This window comes from Candidatus Methanoperedens sp. BLZ2 (assembly GCF_002487355.1).
GTDB lineage: Archaea > Halobacteriota > Methanosarcinia > Methanosarcinales > Methanoperedenaceae > Methanoperedens.
The window spans coordinates 30928-50419 of the sequence record NZ_NTMG01000072.1 but is presented as its reverse complement, the minus strand read 5'-3'; the positions used below and the strand labels follow the sequence as shown (position 1 = coordinate 50419).

Below are 19492 nucleotides of genomic sequence, written 5' to 3'. Positions count from 1 at the left end.
ATGCAAAGGCTGTACATATGGATTTACAGGTCAAGCAGAGGGAAGGAGAAGCCAGGAAGTCCATAAGAAAAATAGCACGTATACGTTTTGACAAGAAGAAATATAGAAAGAGAAAACTTGGAGAAAGACCGTTTGGAAATATTGAAGTCAGAAGAAGTAAATGCTATTATAAGAAGGAAGAAAATAAATTAAAAGGGTCTATCCTTATCGCTTGTGACCATAACATCACGGCTTATTTCAATAACAAAGCCTGGTGCTATCTGTTCGTAAAGGTGCAAAACAATGATGGAATGGGAGGAATTAATTAATGGATGGGCTCTTGTCTACCGAGCCCATCCATTAATTCCAACTTTCTGAGTTGCACGCTATTTTTAAAGGCTATGACCAGCTAATAGACAGGATTAACAGGATTGACATGATAGATTTCTGGCAATTCATCCCGTCAATCCTGTTATCCTGTCCATTTATTGGATGGGCTCGGAAAGAGGAACAGAAAAAAACAGTAGCGGATTATACTCTAAATTGCCCGATAGGGCTTTCTTGATCCTGATGCTTTCATGGAATGTTACTTCGCATTCCTGTCTTCTTCCCACAGCCCGAATGTATTGTTCTCGGTATCAACGCATATCGCAAGATACCCCCAGCCCGACACTGCTGTTTTTTGCATGATGATATTGCCGCCCAGATTCTTTACTTTTGCCAGGTAATCATCTACCGAAGGGACACCGATATAATTCGACACCTGCTGTCCGGGCAGCCCTCTTTTTCCCATCCCGCCCCTGACTCCGGGATTTCCTTCCAGGTCTGAGGTCTCTATGAGATAATACGGCGTCGGCATCGGTACTTTTTCAAATTTCCAATCAAACAACTTTTCGTAGAATTTTTTGGCGCGTTCAGGATCATCCGCCGGCAGGTCAAAATGGACTATTGCTGGCATTACACTCACCTTGGTTGATATTGGGTGGTCGGGAGGGATATAGGTTTGGATGGGGGATGGCTCAAGAAAAATCCTGGGGCGAACAAATTTGGGCGCTAAGCTGTTTCCATGGATTGGTCGGGAATAGATGTTGTTGAGAAATAAATCCATACACAAGATAAGAATCATACAAAACCGATTGCTGTAGGTTTCGTACATTAAGTCCAGGATTTAGTGATTGCATCCACGCTTGTTATCATGCTCTCGAAAGGCGAGATGAAGCCTAAATAATATTCCTGTAATGCAAGAAATCGGCGCCTATAAAGAATAATTGTTACGAATAAGCAGTCTTAAATTCTAATTATCATTTTTTAGTAATTCGCTTGATATTTTTTCTTCAATTTTTAGGGTGTTAATTATAATGCTTTCTTTTTTAACATCACTCAATTTTAAATTTCGTATTAAAGTCCCAATCTCTTTTACTATTTCTAAGGAGGGAAAAGGAAAATTTCTTATTTCAGAAACATTAACCTGAGTGCTTCCATTTGTAATTTGGAAATACTGGTTATATAACTTTGAATTTAATAAGGTTGCAATGCCATAAGCTTCGTCTATAGTCAATTCGCCACCTTTTTTATATATATAATTTACATGGTTTTCAATACCAATATAATCTGAATTTGAACATTTTTTCAAATAAATCCCTACGTTAATTCGTTGTTTTCCTTCTTTGGCGCTAAACCGTTTAATTAATACGTAATTTTTATTGGGTATTAATATCTTGAATGATTCTTTTGTCATTTTTAATCCAATAGGGATCCCTTTGTTTTCAAGAGGCCATTTTATCATTCCATCGACAAGATTATGCATCCAAACTAAAGGAATAAAATCATTGCGTTCATTTATCTTTTTTAAAAGAAAGTTCTTTGCTCTAAAAGGAACAACAGGACCAGTTGATACCTTGAATCCTAAACTCTCTAAATTATCCTCAAATTTATCAATATAAACTGCTATTAATTCATCTATTTCAGAAGTTGGTATTCGCATTACAATATCATTATTATTTTCAATAATAATTTTATCATAACTTATATTTCTTATCATTAACGTTTCTTCATCAGTGGGTATTCCTTTACTTACGCTAATTTGGATATTTTCTGGTGTTTTTGATGTTTTTATTGCATTTAAAATTACATTTTCTTGAAGCACACTGTATTTTTTAAAAATTTCTTTTCGAGAATCAAACAGATGTATCTTTTGTGGTTTGACTGTTTTGAAAAACCATTCTCTAAAAGCTTTAAAATATGATCCGGAACAGTAACTCCTTGGAGTTAATGCTGTCATTTGTCCACCATTTTTCAATAATTTTGCCGATATTGCCATAAAAAGTGTATAGATGTTAGGTTGTCCACTCACAATATTTTTCATTCCAATTACTTGCGGAGATTCTTTATTAAGTTTATAATAAGGTGGATTTAATATAATTAAATCATATCCATTTTTATTGCAATCGAATTTTTCTATATTATTAAAAATTTGCGTATTTGATAAAATAAAATCATCTGTAAATATTTTATAATCAATCTCAAATCCTTTTGCAGCCATATAATCCTTACAGGTTTGCATATTTTGTTCAAGAAGAGGTATTATATTTGTATCATTTTCGTATAGGTCGAATGATATCTTCACTTTCTTCTTAACTGATTTTAAATAATCACAAAAAGTACTTTCAAAAATTCCAATTCCAGCGCCCGGATCAAGAATTCTTATTTTTTTTATTTTTCCAATATTTTCAAACAGACTCACCATTAATTCACTTATTTTATTGGGGGTGAAATATTGTCCCCTCTTTTTTCTGTAATCAATAGGTATTTTGTCGACATACCAATCCGTAAGGCATTCAGTATAATCTACAAGTGTTTGATTTGCAGTTTTTTCAGGTAGAAATTTCATATTTTGTATAATCAAAATTTCACCCTCACGGATAATTAAATAAATGTTCCATCAATGTAGCATCAGAATTGTTGTCAATGCAGTTATTGCACATATGATAATATTCTTTTTGAAATAGATGTTGGCTATTGATTACAATGTTTCTCCATCCACCATCTCGTCTCAAATCTTCTGATTTTTTATGGAAAAAATTGACAAGTACAAATTCGCAAAGTAAAATTATGTCCATTGGTGGAAAAGGAAAACGTGGTGAATCCTCCATTTGCAGATGATACCATGGATGATCTTTTAATTTTGGATCTTTTTGATCGATATGAAATTTGAATTTTACTTTCGGATTATCTTCTATAGATAATACACGGAGCTCTATATTATGTTTTTTTATGCTATTTTCATGTACTACAATCATACAAGTTATATCAATCTGCAGATTTGAATCATTTTTTATAAAAGTTAAGGGATGGTCTCTTGGGATTACAAATGTCCAATCCTCTTTTAGTATGTGGTTCTTTAATGATCTTACTTTATCCAATAGAGTTGAATATGAGCCAGGCTCTAAATATTCCTTCATATATGCCAAAGTGAATCTTTGCAGTTGGATAGCGTATTTATCGTCCAATTTTTTAATCCCTCTTTACTTTTTACGAATATTTGGTAACATATCGTATTCTATTGGATCAAATTTTTCATCATTTACTTCATTAGACGTTCTTATTGCGTTATATGACACTCTAGCTTCATCCATAACCGAGGGTCGAGAGTCGGGTTTATAACGTAATGAACATTTAATCATTACAGGTTTTTTAAGAATGTGACATACCCACTCAGCAGGCTCCTTACCACAAAATACGCACTTTGATCTATCTATATTCGTTTTATTAATTCTGTCCCATGCTAATGGAAACCCTTCTCGAATTATTAAATCTTTTTCTTTTTCATCCATAATTGATTCAGCAATTTCTTGTAGCCTTGATTTCCACCACCGACCTTCAATAGGCACGAATATTTTCGAATATTTAGCTTCAGAGAATAACTTTTGGACAGATTCAGATAGAAATGCGTCTCTTGAAAGACCTAAGAAAGCTGCAGAATGAATCGGATCATAAAGGATACCCGGATATTTTATTAAAGTATTGCGTATCCAATATGCTGCGTCAAATACAGACCATACATTTTCAGAAATTGTTGGTGGGTCTGAGACTTTTAGAGAATCATAATCGTTTTTGGGCGCTTCAATTATCTCTAATAATTCTATCCAAGTTTTTGATTTTTCATTACGAAGTTGTTTGTAACCATTTGCTAATTTATCCAAGCAATCTAAATTTGCATCTCCTTTAAATAGATCACTTTTGTAAATAGTTTCATCCAAACTAGATAATACTTTAGGATTTACCTTTTGAATTTTAAGAAAGTCAGTTTTTGTAAAAAGTATTATGGGAACCTCTGGAAATTCCTCTCTTAACGCAGTTGATAGAGCTGCTCCAGATACTCCCAATAATAAACCTTCTTTAGGTATGGTCAGATCAAGGTCTACTAAAATTAGTTCAGGTTTTTCGTTTTTTACTTCATTTATGAGATCTCCTATTTGCTTTTGGGAATTGGCCGCAATAATTTCAAATTGATTTTTAGCCCTTACATCATTTTCAAATATTCTTTGGTATTTTCTTAACTCTTCATCTTCATCGTCAATATAAATGGTCTTTATTTTCATTCTATTCCCTCTTGGGTAACATTACTTCCACACAAGTTTTCCAACCTTCTGGCGGATTTATAAATTGCACGCTTCCTCCGCATGCGTTAATTATATCACGGACAATTTTTAAACCTAAACCAGTACCTACACCAAATTTTAAGTCAGGTTCACTATAACTTATAAAAGGTTCAAAAACTTCCTCCCAAAGACTTTTATCAAGACCTCTTCCAGAATCAAGAAACCAAATATGAACATAGTCGTTTTCTTCAAACCCTTTTACTTCAATATGTCTATCATTCATGCCTATAACAGCTTTAGCAGAGTTTGACATAAGGTTGATTAATACAGAAACTAATTCCGACCGATACATTTTGCGCGTTCTCAGATTATTGGGCATATTTATGTAATAATCCACTCCAGACTTACTAAAATACCAATTAAAAGGATGAAAAATACTTTCTACTATTGGTAGTATAATCCATTCTCTCTTTTCTCTGCCCTCTACACCAACTGTCAGCCCAAGTAATGAACCTAATTCCTTTACCATTTCTATACGATTACTAAAAGGTTCTTGAATTTCGTTATATTTCAACTGCTCCTCTTCTGGCATCTTTTTTATTATTGATAAAAAATTGTTATTCATTTCTTCCATAGCATCTACTAGAGCCCGTAATTCATGATTTAGAATTAGAACTAAAGTTCCCGTAGAGGCAAGTACCCTTAATTGCGCGGTTTCTCTTTCTAACTTTTCTTCTTTTCGTTTGAATTCTTCATCTCTTAAATTCCTTAATTCATCTTCGGTTTTTATTAATTTCTCAATTTCCTGCAATCGAATTTCTTCTGATTTTTTCCGCTCTCGATCAATCTTTGACCTGATTTCTTCTTCTTCTCTTCTTCGTTCCTTTTCTTTTTTTCTTGCTTCCCCTTCGACTTTAATATATTCCTCTTCTTTTCTTAAAGCTTCTATGAGATGTTTTTTGGTAAGCTCATCCACTTTTTTGCGTTGTTCTTCTTCAGCTTTTCGTCGTTCAATTTCTGATTTTCTTCGTTCCTCTTCGGCTTTTTTTAGTTCTTCTTCAGCCCTTTTTCGATCTAGATCTGCCTTTTTTGCCTTTTCTTCAGCTTTTTTTCTCTCTTCTTCAGCTTTTTTGGCCTGTTCTTCTGCTATTATTCTTGCAGCCTCAGCTTTCTTCCTTAATTCTTGCTCAGCTTTTTTCCGTGCCTCTTCTTCCACTTCCTTTTTTTGGTCTTCTAATTTCATCTTTTTGGTAACTTCATTAGAATACAAAACTGTAGCAAAATCAACTCCCAATCGAACAAATTTTCTTAATTCTTCAAAAGCTACATTGTCAACCAATCTTTCCCGATTCACTGTTATTTCCAGCATTGGATTACTATTTTTTACAAACTTTAAATGTCCAAACAATGCATGATTCTTAAAAAGACGTAATCCTGGCCTATCATCTTTCTTTTCTAGATAATCACTTACCTCTTCATCAACTCCACCAATTGATCTACCCCTATCATAATCAACTTTTAGCCAATCGTCGCCCTTTTCACCGTATCCAAAAACTCTAAACATATCAGAATATACTTTAATGCCGCCTCTTGATTGACCTATTTCTTCAGCGTCACGTAATCCCCAATCTGAATCCTTAAAAAAATTAGAAAGATAAACAAAGAAATAAATTTCTAATTGTGCATTTCTCAAATTTTGAAATGCTTCAATCCGTGTATGATTCTTGGTAATATAGTTTATTACCTTATTTAATACTTTTATCTCATAAGTTGCAATCCCATTCTCATCGACATTTCCAGAAAGCTTAGCCCAAGCACTCCTTAAGAATGTTTCTTCAAGCCTTTCTTCTTTTGTCGGGAACTCAGGACATTCAAAATCTATATTAAATCCTGGATCATATTTACCAGTTGCTTCTTCAAATTCTTGTCCATCTTTAAATGTTGTCGGGGAGATTAAATCGGTTAGTTCATTTCTCAGGCGTCTAATATCCCAACCATCCCATGAATCCTTAGTATCTTCTAAAATTAAGATAGTACCTGTCCGGATTTTGTCATCAACAAGTTTTGTAGTATATTTTACAGGTATCTTATCCACATCAGAACCGGGTGAAAATGCAGTCCAATCAAAAAAAGCGCTTAATTCTTCTTTATGTCCATCTTCTGTTATGGCAATAGATTTAATTCTTAGTCTTTTGGATATTCTCCTGCAAGCAAATCTTCCAATACCTTTTTCACCGGCTTTTTGTCTTTTATATTTTTGAGAGATTGGATTCTTTTCTTTATCGATTGTGGCGATCCTCATCCAAGTATTCCTAAAAGCTGGCAATAGCATTCCAGAACCGTTGTCTTCAACTATTATTGTACCGCCAGTATTTTTGATATTCTTTAGACTCACTCGGACTTGAGTAGCATCAGCATCATATGAATTTTTAACAAGTTCGGCTAATGCCACAGCCCTATTTGTTACTAGTTTTTTGCCTAATTGTAGTAATAACCGCGAGTCTATATTGAAGTACAGATCATCTTCTTGTGTCATTTTTTATCCATACCAATTAATAATTCCATAAATTTTTAAACCTTATTATTAGTTATAGTATTATCTACCTTTAAATATTTATTAGTACTCTTTGGGAATTTTCATAAATTGTATCCCTGAATAATACATAAGGTTATCAATTATGTATTAATGCTTTTGCCCAACTTCTATAGATGGTGCTTTTGACTTAATCTTAAGTTTCTGGACTCCGTGGATAATGTCAATCTGAAACCGGCACTATTTGGGAATAAACAGGATCAAGATGCAACAGTTACTTCGGGCATGTTTTTAATGTTGGCCGTGCAGGAGCGCATAAGCTTGATGCGTTCAGCTCTTTAAAGATCACAACATAACAGCATCTTTGAAATTTTTAAAATGAGGGTCTCCGGTCAATACTTTTGTTTTCCTGCTCCGGGCTGATGCGAGTATTATGGCATCAGCAAGACCGAAATCGTGGATCTTAACTCTATTCTGCGCATGTATTTTTGCAGCCTCAACTGCGATTTTCACATCAAATGCTACCACAGCACATCGTTTTATTATGAAATCATTTCTCTCTTCGGCCTTTCCATCAGTTCTGAGAGATTTGGAGTATATTTCTGCTATTATTATCGGGGAAGTGTATAATTGCGAATCATCATCGACTAATTTTTGGACTTTTTCACCCTTTGGGGTCCCCATGAAATATTCCATCCATGCGAAAGAATCCAGCATCATTCCAATCGATCCTCATGGTCCCTGAGGTCTGATAGATCGGTTTTTTGCATTGTCCCGAAAAGGCTTTTCTTTTCTTTGAAAAGCGTTTTGACCAAAATTTCATTTATTTTTTCTGATATATTTTTAGCTCCGGCTTCCTTAAGGGTTTGATAAACATCTTCTCTTAATTTAATTGTAGTTCGGACATATTCTGTCATCATTAACACCTGCATGTATGATATCATCTACATCAACATAAGATTTATGGTTCATGTTTTGAAAAACCGGATCACAGTCTGGAGATGAACAGGATCGAGGTTCAATAAGCAAAATCTTAAAATAAGAATATACTAATATACGATTATCTTAAAATAAGGTGAATCAATTGATGGAAAAAGTTCTATTTGGAAAAGTAACAAAAGCAGGAACTATAACCATACCTAAGAAGCTGAGGATCAAATATCATATTAAAATCGGCGATGTTGTGAGATATTCTGATACAAATGATGGGATAAAAATCATGCCATCTGAGACCTCAATAGTTCCTCCTAAGATAAAAGCGATATGGGAAGAAGCTGATAATAAGAAAATCAGCATAAAAGAGATAGTGGAAACTGTGAAAAAAGAACGTAAAAAAGTGTACGATGAAGAATATTGAATTGAAATTTTTTATTGATACAACCGTTGTTGTTTCTGCTGTAACTGGACGAAATAAAAAGGCATGGGTACTGCTTGAATCCGGCAGGAAGAAAGTTATCTCTCTGTATGTGAATGAATTCATCATAAAAGAGACACGAAGAACATTGAAAGTGCTGCAAATTTCACAGGAAAAAACAAATTATGCTGTTGAATATATTCTGGAATGCTGCACTGTAAGGGGGAATGTTCCAAAAAAAGAGTTTTCAGGATTCAATATCAGGGATAGGAGTGATATTCCGATCCTTGCCGGGGCTGTGGAAGAATCGGCTATCCTGGTGACTGAAGATAATGTATTGAGAAAGGATGCAATGGAGTATATCGAAAGTATTACGCCGGAAGAGGCTTTGAGGAAATTGGGCGATCTGGGCAAAAAAAGGAAGGACAGCGGGAATTGATATTAATTTTGATTAACCTGGGGTTCCTTAAAAAATCAGATCCTGATACGGGCATTATAAGGATGGAATAGCTATTCGCTAACAGGAACTATCTTATCTTTCAGTTTAGTCTCTAAATCCTGGTTCATCGTTTCAATAACATTGATAACAATGCCTTCGATTTCCGTTTTCAGTATTTCGTCATCTTTGAAAAAATCATTGTCAGTTTTTGCATTATATTGTGATCCATGGGTCCTATATGCAAAACCAAATGGCGCCAGAATAAAACCCATTTGCTGGAAGTAAAGAAAAATATCCATTGCAGTTTTCATTCCTCCATCTTCATGACCGTTGACCAAAATCCCAACAACTTTTCCGGTAGTTAAGCCTTCTTTTTTCAGTAAGTAAAGATTTTGAAGGCATGTAAGCCTGTCCAGGAAATCCTTTAATCGCGCAGACATATTATTCCAATTTATGGGGGAAGCGACAATCACTGCCCTGGAATTAACTACCATTTCATGGAGTGCTGGCACATCATCAAGCTGGTTCCTGCATGGGTATGTGCATGCTGAATCCCTCATACTGTAGCAGCACCAGCAGTGCTGGATATCCAGCTCGTTCAAATTAAACCGCCTGGAACTAATGCCTTTTCTATTAAGGGTCTGTTCTGCCGTTTCCACCAAAACACCGGTATTGTGAGATCTGTGGGAACTTCCATTGATCAATAATACATCAAATTTTTCTCCATCGAACTTAAGTTTTTGTTTATCCTTTAGTTCCGAATATTCTTTGGAAGAACTGCTGCATTGTGGGCATTCTTCCGGAGGCTCATTTCCCCTATGAATATAACCACATACACTGCATTTCCATTCTTTACTTTTTTGCAAGTTGATCCTTTTCGTTTCCGCGGATACAATAGTAAACATTTTTAAATCCCATTATTTCGTGAACCTGGCAGCCCGGACACAAACATCCTTTTTCCTCTTTAATACATTTACTTTTTCCGGTCGTTGAAAGACAAAATGCTATTTCTTCTTTGCATTCGATATATGTGGGACATATCCTGCATAGGCATAACTTAATGGCTTCTTTTTTTTCCATATTAAACTCCTAAACCGCAATATATTGATTTTATTGCATTTTAATGTATTTAGCTATTCGGTTTAATAAATAATAAAATAGCACTCCTGCAAAACATTATATTTCATTAACCTGAACATGAAATTCCTAAAATCCTGCTCACCAATCTTATGACTGATTCCCGGAGGGATGAAATTTTGAGTGTTTGAGTGGCCTTAAACGGTATTCTGCCAGTCGATTTAACAATCAAGCTTCCTTCTCCAGGTTCCTGATATTGATGAATGGGGCATGATCCAGCCATTATATTTCAATTTGGAATTCGATTTGATCGGAGGATTTGGAACGCCGATAAGGACTTCCTCGATCTTTGTCTCAAAATCATCCCCCAGCTGCAATTCAAATGTTGCTCCCTTTGTATATGAAATGAATTCATAAGTCCATAGATCAAAAACAGGCACAATTCCTTTTACTTCAAAAAAAAGCTCGATGAACTCTTTTGGAGGGATCTCGATATTAAAATATGCATTCAATTTCATGATCTTATTCCCATCGCTCTGGCTTATTATATCATAAACAACGAATAGTCTGGGCTTGATCTCCATTTCATTTTTTGAATTATGCGGTCTGCAATTTTCAAGATCAAAATCATCTCTCCTTATGTAAACTGGCTCAAGAGGCGTAAGATTTTTATTGCACATGTACCCGCTTATTTCAAATGAAGTAGAAAATTTGAAGGAAATATCCTGGTATTTGTGAATATTCTTCAGGATCTCTTCCTCCCCCTCTTCCCCGGTTGTTAATCCCTGGACAGCAAAATCGAAAAATGCAACAAGACCATCCCTGTTTATCAATTTTGAAGCACTCCCTTCTTTTGCCTCATTTTTTACCATATAATCATATATCCTGCTCAGGATGATCTTATCATTTTCACCTTCCACTTCACCTTCTTTCTTGAAGATTATTGAAAGATTGGACGTTCTGGGTTCTTCGGACAATTCGAGCAAACCATGTTTTTCATACAAAGAATATATTTCATCATCTACTTGTTCATATTTATTTAAATTCCGTGTTCCTTTTAAAATAAATCCTATCAATTCATTCCTCGTAAAATGCCTGTCTATTATTTCATCTATGATGGATTTTGACACATCTTTAACCATCATTGTAAGAGGATGTTCTTCCAGGACAAAAACAACAAAACCAGAAAGTATAAAGGCTTCACCCACTTTGCCAAAAAGCTCAATAATAACATTCAGGATATGTAAAATACCAGTTGGCTGTGAAACAGGGATCAATTCCTTTGCAAGTAAAGAAAAAAGCAAGAAGATAATACCGGTCAGCCCTATTTTGACAGCTAAACTCCTGCGTTTTTCAAACAGGTCTTTGAATATCGATTTTTTGTAAGTCATAGTAAGAATGTTATATGAAATGATATATATATTTTTGGTTCATTTATTGTCGATTCAATATACATCGCGGTATTTTTTAATAGATATAATATTTGATTTAATTGAATGACTCAACTTTGCCTGAAGCTCAGGATTTGATGCCGTGTGGTGTTTACTTCGGCATAATTTATTGAGAGAATGTGGAGGTCTCAATGTTGAGGTCAGTTGTGTCGTAAGTTATGAATATAACCATCACAAATGTTAATATAACTGCAAATTTGATAAGGTTATCGATAGTTTAATAGGTTTTTTTTGGTTTTAAACGTATTTAACGATTTATTTTATGGTTATAAAGTCTATTATTGGTTTTTCAAGATTATTAATCACAATAAGGGTTCGCCGTAGTATATCCACGCCTGCCAGTAATCCATTGTACCCACAGGTAAGAACAGCATCGGAGGCATTGAATTCATCGAATTTCTAAAAGATCCAAATCAACAACGAACACAAACGAACACGAACGAACTCTGGAGTTCGTATCAGTTCTTACGAGTTGGTTGTTCTTTTTTTTTAAACAAGATTTCAATATGTTTTACCTCCAAAATATGCTTCCTGTCGAATAAGTGAAACTAAAGAACACGCGGTTTCATTCCAAACAGAAATCGCAGGACTTTGACTCTTTTGATCACAAGATCATACAGGGCAATGATCAAGGCAAATGATGCCGTACTTAATATGAGATATTTCATAATAACACCGACATCCCAACTGGCGATATAAAAACCAATTACGACGATTATTGTTTGATGCAATATATAGAATGGCAAAACAGCTTCATTCGAATATTTCAGTAAGGCGTTGTTGAAATTAAGGTATTTGCTCCCGAAGCCAAGTATTGCGACCAGCCAGAACCATGAATTGAATGCACGCAGGAACGAAAAAAAGTATGCGCGGGAGGAGTAACCTGCTTCAAGAAAGAAAAATCCGGATATTGTTGTAAGTACACCGAGCAGCAGCGCGATCTTCCTGTGCCTCTCAATGCTCGCCCTGAATTGCATATCTGATGCGATCAGGTAGCCCAGGGAAAAGAAGATCAGATACGTCAATGGACTCCAGCCGCCAAAATCTCTTATACCAATGCCGTCCGGCTGAAGATTGACAAAAAGCTCCATGAAAAAGATGGGGAGAGCAAGCAAAAATATGATTCCAGGCTTTTTGAAAGAAATAGCCATACTGGAGATTAAATTTTGCATTGTCTCTTTTCTAAGGTAGCGGAAAATTGGTAATGTAAGCAATGAGAAGATGAATAGAATTTCCAGATACCACAGGTGCAGCCCCATCCAGGCAAAGTTTCCACCAAAGCCGTATAGGCCATCAAAGTAATGAGGAAAGAACCGGAAAAACGATCCTGCAAACTGTGAATGGCTCACTCGCTCAATGTAAACCTGTGGCGGCACGACTACGAATATGCCAAATACCAGTGGTATCACAAGTCTCTTGAACTTTTCATTAATAAATAACCGGTTGTTCCTGTAATCCAGGGCATAGTATACGCTTATTGCAGAAAGTATGAAGAAAAGAGGCATGATCCACTGGCTCACTATTTCAACAAATACGCTCATGCCAAAATCCAGCTGGTTGTTCTTTACATGCCAATCTTCGTAATTGAAAAATCTTGCACAATGAAAAAGAAAAATCATAAGCATTGCCAGTACCCTTAACCAATCAATATCGTAATGCCTTTCAATGTTGCCCATTATCGGATTCTCCCTGTAATGATAGAACTTAACGGCATGCGCATCAGCTACTTCTAAGCACTGTATATATCGGTTTAGTGACTTGTCAGATGGGTTTCTGCCAATTACTGTTTGTCCTTTTACCCTTATTAATGAAACCTTAATAGTTATTATGGTTTTTAAGGAGAGATTCAACTATTCCATTAAAATGCGAGTCAAAACCAAAGTATTTCTCTATATTAAACTCTTTCAAGTCTCAGTATAAATATATTCATCTATTTTGCTGGCATCTGTATTTACTCCCCAATCGATAGGCTTCTTCATTGCAGGGTCTTTCTCAAGGGGTGGTAATTTCTCAGTCTCAAGGAGTTCGTTCTCATGCTTTAAGGCAAGTCTTACTATTGTGTCAAGAAGCTCAGTAAGAGTTTTCTTCCTGCGAAATGTAAGGGTCATCTTTGCCTGTAGCATATCAAGAAGCTGTTTTGTCTCATCTGAAACTTTGATTGTGGTAGTCATAGGTAGATATGTTTCTTTTTATACTAAAAATACTTTTCTACTTTGAATAGAGCGCACAAAAGATCATTTATGCTTTCCATGCTAAGATTTATGATGAAACAAGTTGATATTTAAGAGTAGTGGGAAAATGACACAGGAAATATCCAGCAATAAATTATATTCAGTCCTTTTTGTTCTTTCTATAGCTATAGTATTAATGGCAGTTTTACTATTTGCAAGACCTGCGGCCATATCCGTGCAAAAAGAGGAGCACACCCTCGTTATCTCAGGCTCAGCGGATAAAAATGTAGCCCCTGATACTACTTCATTGAGTATTGGTGTTGTTGTTCAGGCACAAACTGCAAAAGAAGCATCGGATAAGAATGCAGTCTCAATGAATGCGGTAATTAATGAACTCAAGAATCTCGGACTGGAGGATAAAGACATTCAAACGTCCTTTCTTTCCATCCAGCCTGTTTACAAGAATAATGGTGCACAAACTATAGAAGCTTACTCTGCCTCCAATAATATACAGGTTACAACAAGGATGTTAGACAGACTGAGCGATATCATTGACAGATCTGCAGCTATGGGATCCAATCAAATTGGAGGAATATCATTTTCCGTATCCGATGAAAAACAAAAGGAACTTCAGGATGAGTTGCTGACAGAAGCGGTATCGAATGCATCATCAAAGGCCAATGATCTTGCTAAAAAGCTGGATGTCAGGATAGTCGGTGTGAAGACATCTTCCATAAGTGATGGCGGGATCGTTCAACCATTTTTTAGGGAAGTATCAATCGCGCAAGAAAAAGTTGCTACACCAATCAAGCCCGGAGAGACAAAAGTTTCGTTAACTGTCCAGGTGACATATATAATTGAGTAACCAATCATGAAAAGGGTCTGGTCAAGACCATAAAAGTAACTTCATAATAATAACAATTATTTTGAGCATTAAAATATTATGGCACCTATATAAGCAATTAAATACATTTTTATTATTGATGAACATTCTTGAAATTACAGAAGATAAGATCTTCCAGACATTAGGTAAAGGAAGAAATCCGAAATATAAACCAGTAGACAAAACCCGATGGACAAGAACATTTGAACCTTTTGATTATACTTGCCTCGTAAAGTAAAATCATTAATTCAATCGTAAATAATTTTCATTCCGGATTAAGATAGTTGCGATCAATTTTTGACCCGATGTTCCAAACTTCACACCTTCCTTTATATTCATGTGAACTCTAAATATAAATAAATAATAATCATATATTTAATTTCAGGAGATAAATATGAGATATGTCCATATTCAGTCAGTACTACCCCAGGAAGATGTGATCGCTTTGAAAGTGAAGTCCGGGGAGTCTTCAGTAAAAGATGCTATTGCCAAGGCAATCTACCATTATTTAAAATGCGAACTGGCTGAATAAGATTAATATATGAATCAGCATTGATGCTGCTAATACACAAAATTCATTGAAGATGGTTTTTGCGACTTAAATTATAGCATATAAATTGATCGTGTAAAACTCTCAAGTAACTATATATCTGAGAAAATGCCTATTTTTGATTGGTGAATTTTTTTATGAGTCAGAGGGAAGAATTAGAAAAGTTGGCAAAAGCATGCGAAGAGTGTTCGGGCAAAGATATAGCATCACTGGATGAACATCTTGAAAAGTGTCCTGTATGCCAGGAGTACAAGATGAAGGCTGAGAAAATCAATCAGATGATGGAAGCCGTACACATGCTTGCATTAAAACCGGACGAAGAACGGCGCAGGATATTGAGCGCACGCATGGAGCAATTCGCAAGCATGCCGGAAGATAAGAGAATGACAGCAATAAGCGATATGCTCGATTCAATTGCAGAACTTCCTGAGGAAGACAGAATAAAGATCGTAAAATCAAGAACAGATATCATCACAAGTTTACCTGAACAAAAAAAAGATGTTTTAATGGGAACCCTGAAAAAAGTAATGGCTGGATGGACCCATGACAGGAAGATGATGGAAAAACAGGCTGTGATGGCGGCTACCCAGGATTATTTCATATTGAAACGAATGATGGTCAGGAGGATGTTTGAGAAGATGCTTGAATAATGCGGTTACATTATGCGAATATTTGTAGCATATAATGGCAAATTTGGGGAACGCATAATAGGGAACCTGTTAAATTACAGGAATTTCTGTATCTCCTGTGATAAATTGTGCATTTTTTGCAGGGACGATAAAAGTCTTGATTTTTCAAAAAACATTATCGGGATGTATACACAACCTCCGGGTCTGCCTGGTTATATTGAAGAGCCAAAAAAGTATCTGCCTCCTGTTCTTCTGGAAAACGATGTATTGTTAGCAATAAATCTTCATCCTGATATTATCACCGAACTTCCCGCCATGGCAAAGGATGCCGGAACACGTTTGATAATAGCTCCCATTGAAGAACCGAATTGGCTGTCGCCAGGATTAAGGAACCAGTTAAAAGAGAAATGCGAAAAAGCCGGAATTGTATTTGCTGCTCCAAAACCATTCTGCTCCCTTAAGAAAGGTGATGATCCCTTAATTGACAATTTTATAGAGCAATTTAGAATTGGCTTTCCCGGATTTAAGATCGGGGTCAAGAATAACAATATTGTATCCGTACAAATCCTGAGCAGCCAGCCATGCGGGTGCGCTTATTACGTAGCACAGAAACTTAAGAACACTCCGGTGGATAGCAAACTCGATGAGGTCATATCAGGTGCGCATCATGCATATCCCTGCACTGCGGGGATGGAAAGAGATGCTGAACTCAAAGATACGATCCTGCATAAAGCAGGATATATTATCAGGGAAGCAGTTCATGATGCCCTATCCATTGAAAATAAAGATAAGTTAAGGGAAAATACTTCTAAAACTTGATCTTCTCGATTTCTGACTCCCTCATGTTGCTTTCCATCGTCCAGAAATGTGCTTCCCCGGCATATATTTTAAATACTGCAAGCATCGGGTCATCAGGCTTTCCTGTTCCAATAGCTTTCAAGAAAGGTCTCTCCTCAAGTAATCTCGCCTTGAGCTTGAGATCATCAAGAAACTCTACTTTTCCCGCTAACCTCATCATTTTCATTTTCGCCGGGTCCTGGGATGGGGCCATAAAGCAAACTTCAATTTTTGGATTCTTCTGTAATTGTTTGCATACATTCTTCGGAGTTCCTGTATGGAAATAAAATCCGCTTTCATCAGCATACCACATCAGGAACCCCCTTACTCTGGGCTGGTCACTGTCTGCGGTCGCAAGATAACATGCCGGATTTTTATTTGCAAATTCAATATAGTCTTTTAAATCCATAATTTCCACCGCCACTTGATTGATTTGAATATATAAATCAGTTATGGATACTATAACTAATCCACCCTCGCATCCACAACCACATGCCAGACCCCTGGCGCATATTTCTTGATCCTGTGCAACCCGATTATCTGCGCACTTCTTCCATGCTCTTTAGAAACTTCCAGTATCCTCTCCACTGGACGCTGCTCGATAGCCTCCGGCACAGCCTCATGATAATGCAGGGTACCACCAGGTGACAGGGCGCTGATCCCTTGCTGGAGATATTCATGGCCATCCAGATATCCCATAATAACACGGTCTGCTATTCCGCAGGGAGTTACTCTTGCGCAGTCCCCTGCTATGGGTTCAATGATATTTCCTGCCTTGTTGAGGGTTATATTTTCCTTCAAATAAACAAACGAAACAGGATTTATTTCAATGGAAATTATTTTTCTGGGTTTTGAGTGAACAGCCATTGGTATTGAAAAATATCCGATCCCTGCGAACATATCAACGACAGTTTCATCCTTTCCCAGTTTGCTCATTCGTTTTTTTTCAGCAAGATTTCCCTGCGAGAACATAACCCGCATGGCATCAAGCTTGAAAAAGCAACCGTTTTCTTTATGGATCGTTTCAGTACGACTCCCGGCTATGATCTCGCGGTCAGGTTCTCTCATCCGGCCGCGTATGCCCCTGTCAAGAAGCACTGTTTTACATCCGGGATAAAGTGAGAGTAGTGCTTCCCCTATCTCTTTTTTTCGATGCTCCAGATTTTCATTAAGCGTTACAATTATTATTTCCCCAAGGATCTGCCATCCCCGTGGCAATAATTTTTTCTCACTTTCAGGAATATTAAGGATACTGCTGATTGTTTTTTCCTTTGAATAATACCGGGCTTTCTCCTGCAAAACAAAAGTAAATTCATCTGAATTAAAAGATCCGGTAACCGGAATCTCAATAAAACCATTCTTTTTCACTAACTTCCTGGTCTTATCAAGAGCCGACCCGGAAAGTAGTTTTTGGCGGACTGATTCTGATTCCCCTGCACTTACGCGGACAGCTCTCATGAATTTCGGACAATATACAGGATATCGCTAAGGATCGAGCTTGCTGTTTCAATCGAACCAGCACCCCTGCCGCTGATAGTGATCCTTCCTGCAAGATCTGTTAATATTGATGCTACGTTCAACGTCCCTCCTACTGCAAGGGGATGGCGCTTCGGAACAAGCCGCGGTGCTACTGTGAGTTTTCCTTCCCGTGCCTCACAGATGAGTTTGACGACGTAATTATTCCTGTTAGCCAGTTCAAGCGCTTCAGGCGTTATTTTTGTGATGCCCGTAACATCAACATCTTTGTAAGTAGAATCAAGCCCGAAAATGGAGTTTGCAATTATTACAAGCTTGATCGCAGAGTCAATACCTTCAACATCATATGCAGGGTCGGTTTCAGCTATCCCCAGTTCCTGCGCTTCCTTAAGAACAAGATCATACGGCATTCTTTCTTCGGACATCCTCGTCAGGATGTAATTACATGTGCCGTTTAAGATTCCTTCCATTCCAAAGACAGTGTTTCCTGCGAGGGTTTCATGAACAAGGTTAAAGATCGGGACTGCTCCACCTACAGTTGCTTCGTACCTGAAGAAAAGCCCGTTATCCTCTGCTGCCTCTTTCAATTCGTTAAAATGCAATGCTAAAGGCCCTTTATTAGATGTTACAACATGTTTTCCAGATTTGAATGCCAGGCGCATATTACTGAGTCCGGGTTCCCCATTATTTATATTTGTAGGAGTAGCTTCAACAACAATGTCATGTTCCACATCGCCAATGATATCAAGTGCATTATTCGAACCAACTGAGCCTTTTTGTTTTTTTCTTAAAAGTGCGCTCTTAAGATCAATTCCTGTGGTATTTATTTCACTGCCTTTTGAATCGGATATCCCCACAACGCGAAGGTCAATTCCTTCTTTTTTAAGGTATTCCTGCTTTGACAAAATGGAACGTGCGACACCCTGGCCTACTGCGCCAAATCCGATGATAGAAATATTGACTATTCTCATGATCCCACCGAATTCAAGCGGATAGGCTCTATCAAAAGAAGGTCTTTCTTACCTGCAACTTCTCTCATTATATCAAGTGCCTTGCCCAATTCTTTTTCACCAATTGCATTGATCACAAGATAAGCTGATGAGGTTTTTTCAATAGCTGGCATTGAAAGCGACATATCCACAACTTCGGCAAATCCTGTTGAATCAATTTTATCAATAGTATCCCCCATATCAGAATGAACGATATGCCCGATGAGAATAACAGAAACCGTTGACCTCAGTCTTTCTTCCCCGACCCTTGCTACTTTTACACCGCTTTTTTCAAGCCGGTCAATAAGCTTGTTCAATACGCTGTGTTCTATCTCAAATGTTATCTGTACCGGTATTGTCCCGCGTGGTGTTTTCTCGTCATGCTGGTGGACTACGCTCATGATATTCCCCTGGAATTCCGATATTGGCGAGAGCGCCAGCACCAGTTGTCCGGGAATATCCTTAAGCTCCAGGGTCATCGAAACGATCATGTCCCCAAGTATGCACAGGTAATTAATAAGTT

At 36.8% G+C, this 19492-nt stretch carries 24 protein-coding genes; 8 read left to right on the top strand and 16 right to left on the bottom strand.

Annotated elements, in window-relative coordinates; translation table 11 throughout:
- Positions 1-308 (top strand): hypothetical protein (locus CL181_RS15525; protein ID WP_217993196.1); only part of this gene is annotated, 308 nt, incomplete at its 5' end.
- A 257-nt stretch (positions 309-565) separates the two neighbouring features.
- Here CL181_RS15525 and CL181_RS15520 read toward each other — a convergent pair.
- From CL181_RS15520 to CL181_RS15490, 7 genes are all read right to left on the bottom strand, one after another.
- Positions 566-937: a VOC family protein gene (locus tag CL181_RS15520; RefSeq protein ID WP_097300232.1), complete on the bottom strand. Its 372-nt coding sequence runs from the start codon at positions 935-937 to the stop codon at positions 566-568.
- Between the two features lie 336 nt (positions 938-1273).
- A complete protein-coding gene (locus CL181_RS15515) occupies positions 1274-2869 on the bottom strand; it encodes an Eco57I restriction-modification methylase domain-containing protein (RefSeq protein ID WP_097300231.1) in 1596 nt (531 codons plus the stop codon).
- Positions 2870-2894: 25 nt separating this feature from the next.
- Complete coding sequence (locus CL181_RS15510; protein WP_097300230.1) at positions 2895-3488, bottom strand: hypothetical protein; 594 nt, start codon at positions 3486-3488, stop codon at positions 2895-2897.
- A 15-nt stretch (positions 3489-3503) separates the two neighbouring features.
- Complete coding sequence (locus CL181_RS15505) at positions 3504-4580, bottom strand: response regulator (RefSeq protein WP_097300229.1); 1077 nt, start codon at positions 4578-4580, stop codon at positions 3504-3506.
- A gap of 1 nt (position 4581) precedes the next feature.
- Positions 4582-7116 (bottom strand): sensor histidine kinase, encoded by a 2535-nt coding sequence (locus tag CL181_RS21385; RefSeq protein ID WP_097300228.1) that lies wholly within the window; start codon positions 7114-7116, stop codon positions 4582-4584.
- 342 nt (positions 7117-7458) lie between these two features.
- A complete protein-coding gene (locus tag CL181_RS15495; RefSeq protein ID WP_097300227.1) occupies positions 7459-7833 on the bottom strand; it encodes a type II toxin-antitoxin system VapC family toxin in 375 nt (124 codons plus the stop codon).
- A complete protein-coding gene (locus CL181_RS15490; RefSeq protein ID WP_097300226.1) occupies positions 7830-8033 on the bottom strand; it encodes a hypothetical protein in 204 nt (67 codons plus the stop codon). The genes CL181_RS15495 and CL181_RS15490 overlap by 4 nt, the downstream gene beginning before the upstream one ends.
- Positions 8034-8200: 167 nt before the next feature.
- On the opposite strand from CL181_RS15490, the gene CL181_RS15485 reads away from it, so the two are divergent.
- Positions 8201-8470, top strand: coding sequence for an AbrB/MazE/SpoVT family DNA-binding domain-containing protein (locus CL181_RS15485; RefSeq protein WP_097300225.1), 270 nt, complete (start codon positions 8201-8203; stop codon positions 8468-8470).
- Positions 8457-8906, top strand: a complete 450-nt coding sequence (locus tag CL181_RS15480) for a PIN domain-containing protein (protein ID WP_097300224.1) — start codon at positions 8457-8459, stop codon at positions 8904-8906. The genes CL181_RS15485 and CL181_RS15480 overlap by 14 nt, the downstream gene beginning before the upstream one ends.
- Positions 8907-8977: 71 nt before the next feature.
- On the opposite strand, the gene CL181_RS15475 is transcribed toward CL181_RS15480, so the two are convergent.
- The 5 genes from CL181_RS15475 to CL181_RS15455 form a co-directional block, all read right to left on the bottom strand.
- Complete coding sequence (locus CL181_RS15475; protein ID WP_217993195.1) at positions 8978-9772, bottom strand: NAD(P)H-dependent oxidoreductase; 795 nt, start codon at positions 9770-9772, stop codon at positions 8978-8980.
- The gene (locus CL181_RS15470) at positions 9759-9986 is read right to left on the bottom strand and encodes a DUF2769 domain-containing protein (RefSeq protein ID WP_097300223.1); all 228 of its coding nucleotides are present in this window, start codon (positions 9984-9986) and stop codon (positions 9759-9761) included. Before CL181_RS15470 ends, CL181_RS15475 begins: the two co-directional genes overlap by 14 nt.
- Positions 9987-10204: 218 nt before the next feature.
- The gene (locus CL181_RS15465; protein WP_097300222.1) at positions 10205-11374 is read right to left on the bottom strand and encodes a hypothetical protein; all 1170 of its coding nucleotides are present in this window, start codon (positions 11372-11374) and stop codon (positions 10205-10207) included.
- 608 nt (positions 11375-11982) lie between these two features.
- A complete protein-coding gene (locus tag CL181_RS15460; RefSeq protein WP_097300221.1) occupies positions 11983-13110 on the bottom strand; it encodes an acyltransferase family protein in 1128 nt (375 codons plus the stop codon).
- Between the two features lie 228 nt (positions 13111-13338).
- The gene (locus CL181_RS15455) at positions 13339-13605 is read right to left on the bottom strand and encodes a hypothetical protein (protein ID WP_097300220.1); all 267 of its coding nucleotides are present in this window, start codon (positions 13603-13605) and stop codon (positions 13339-13341) included.
- A 127-nt stretch (positions 13606-13732) separates the two neighbouring features.
- On the opposite strand from CL181_RS15455, the gene CL181_RS15450 reads away from it, so the two are divergent.
- The 5 genes from CL181_RS15450 to CL181_RS15440 all read left to right on the top strand — a co-directional run bounded on the left by CL181_RS15450 (position 13733) and on the right by CL181_RS15440 (position 16486).
- Entirely contained in the window at positions 13733-14470 is a 738-nt protein-coding gene (locus tag CL181_RS15450; RefSeq protein ID WP_097300219.1) for an SIMPL domain-containing protein, read from the top strand.
- Positions 14471-14588: 118 nt separating this feature from the next.
- The gene (locus CL181_RS20590; RefSeq protein ID WP_176505263.1) at positions 14589-14726 is read left to right on the top strand and encodes a hypothetical protein; all 138 of its coding nucleotides are present in this window, start codon (positions 14589-14591) and stop codon (positions 14724-14726) included.
- A 156-nt stretch (positions 14727-14882) separates the two neighbouring features.
- Positions 14883-15020 (top strand): DUF5371 family protein, encoded by a 138-nt coding sequence (locus tag CL181_RS20585; RefSeq protein WP_176505262.1) that lies wholly within the window; start codon positions 14883-14885, stop codon positions 15018-15020.
- Between the two features lie 155 nt (positions 15021-15175).
- The gene (locus tag CL181_RS15445) at positions 15176-15688 is read left to right on the top strand and encodes a DUF3106 domain-containing protein (protein ID WP_097300218.1); all 513 of its coding nucleotides are present in this window, start codon (positions 15176-15178) and stop codon (positions 15686-15688) included.
- Between the two features lie 12 nt (positions 15689-15700).
- On the top strand, positions 15701-16486 hold the full coding sequence (locus tag CL181_RS15440; protein WP_097300217.1) for a DUF166 domain-containing protein: 786 nt from the start codon (positions 15701-15703) through the stop codon (positions 16484-16486).
- On the opposite strand, the gene CL181_RS15435 is transcribed toward CL181_RS15440, so the two are convergent.
- Genes CL181_RS15435 through CL181_RS15420 form a run of 4 tightly spaced genes read right to left on the bottom strand, consistent with a single transcriptional unit; the run spans position 16476 to position 19460 of the window.
- The gene (locus tag CL181_RS15435; protein ID WP_097300216.1) at positions 16476-16913 is read right to left on the bottom strand and encodes a pyridoxamine 5'-phosphate oxidase family protein; all 438 of its coding nucleotides are present in this window, start codon (positions 16911-16913) and stop codon (positions 16476-16478) included. The two genes, CL181_RS15440 and CL181_RS15435, sit on opposite strands and share 11 nt — an antisense overlap.
- Positions 16914-16969: 56 nt before the next feature.
- A complete protein-coding gene (locus CL181_RS15430) occupies positions 16970-17962 on the bottom strand; it encodes a class I SAM-dependent methyltransferase family protein (protein ID WP_097300215.1) in 993 nt (330 codons plus the stop codon).
- Positions 17959-18951: a homoserine dehydrogenase gene (locus tag CL181_RS15425; RefSeq protein WP_097300214.1), complete on the bottom strand. Its 993-nt coding sequence runs from the start codon at positions 18949-18951 to the stop codon at positions 17959-17961. The genes CL181_RS15430 and CL181_RS15425 overlap by 4 nt, the downstream gene beginning before the upstream one ends.
- Positions 18948-19460, bottom strand: a complete 513-nt coding sequence (locus CL181_RS15420) for an amino acid-binding protein (protein ID WP_097300213.1) — start codon at positions 19458-19460, stop codon at positions 18948-18950. Before CL181_RS15420 ends, CL181_RS15425 begins: the two co-directional genes overlap by 4 nt.
- Between the last annotated feature and the right edge of the window lie 32 nt (positions 19461-19492).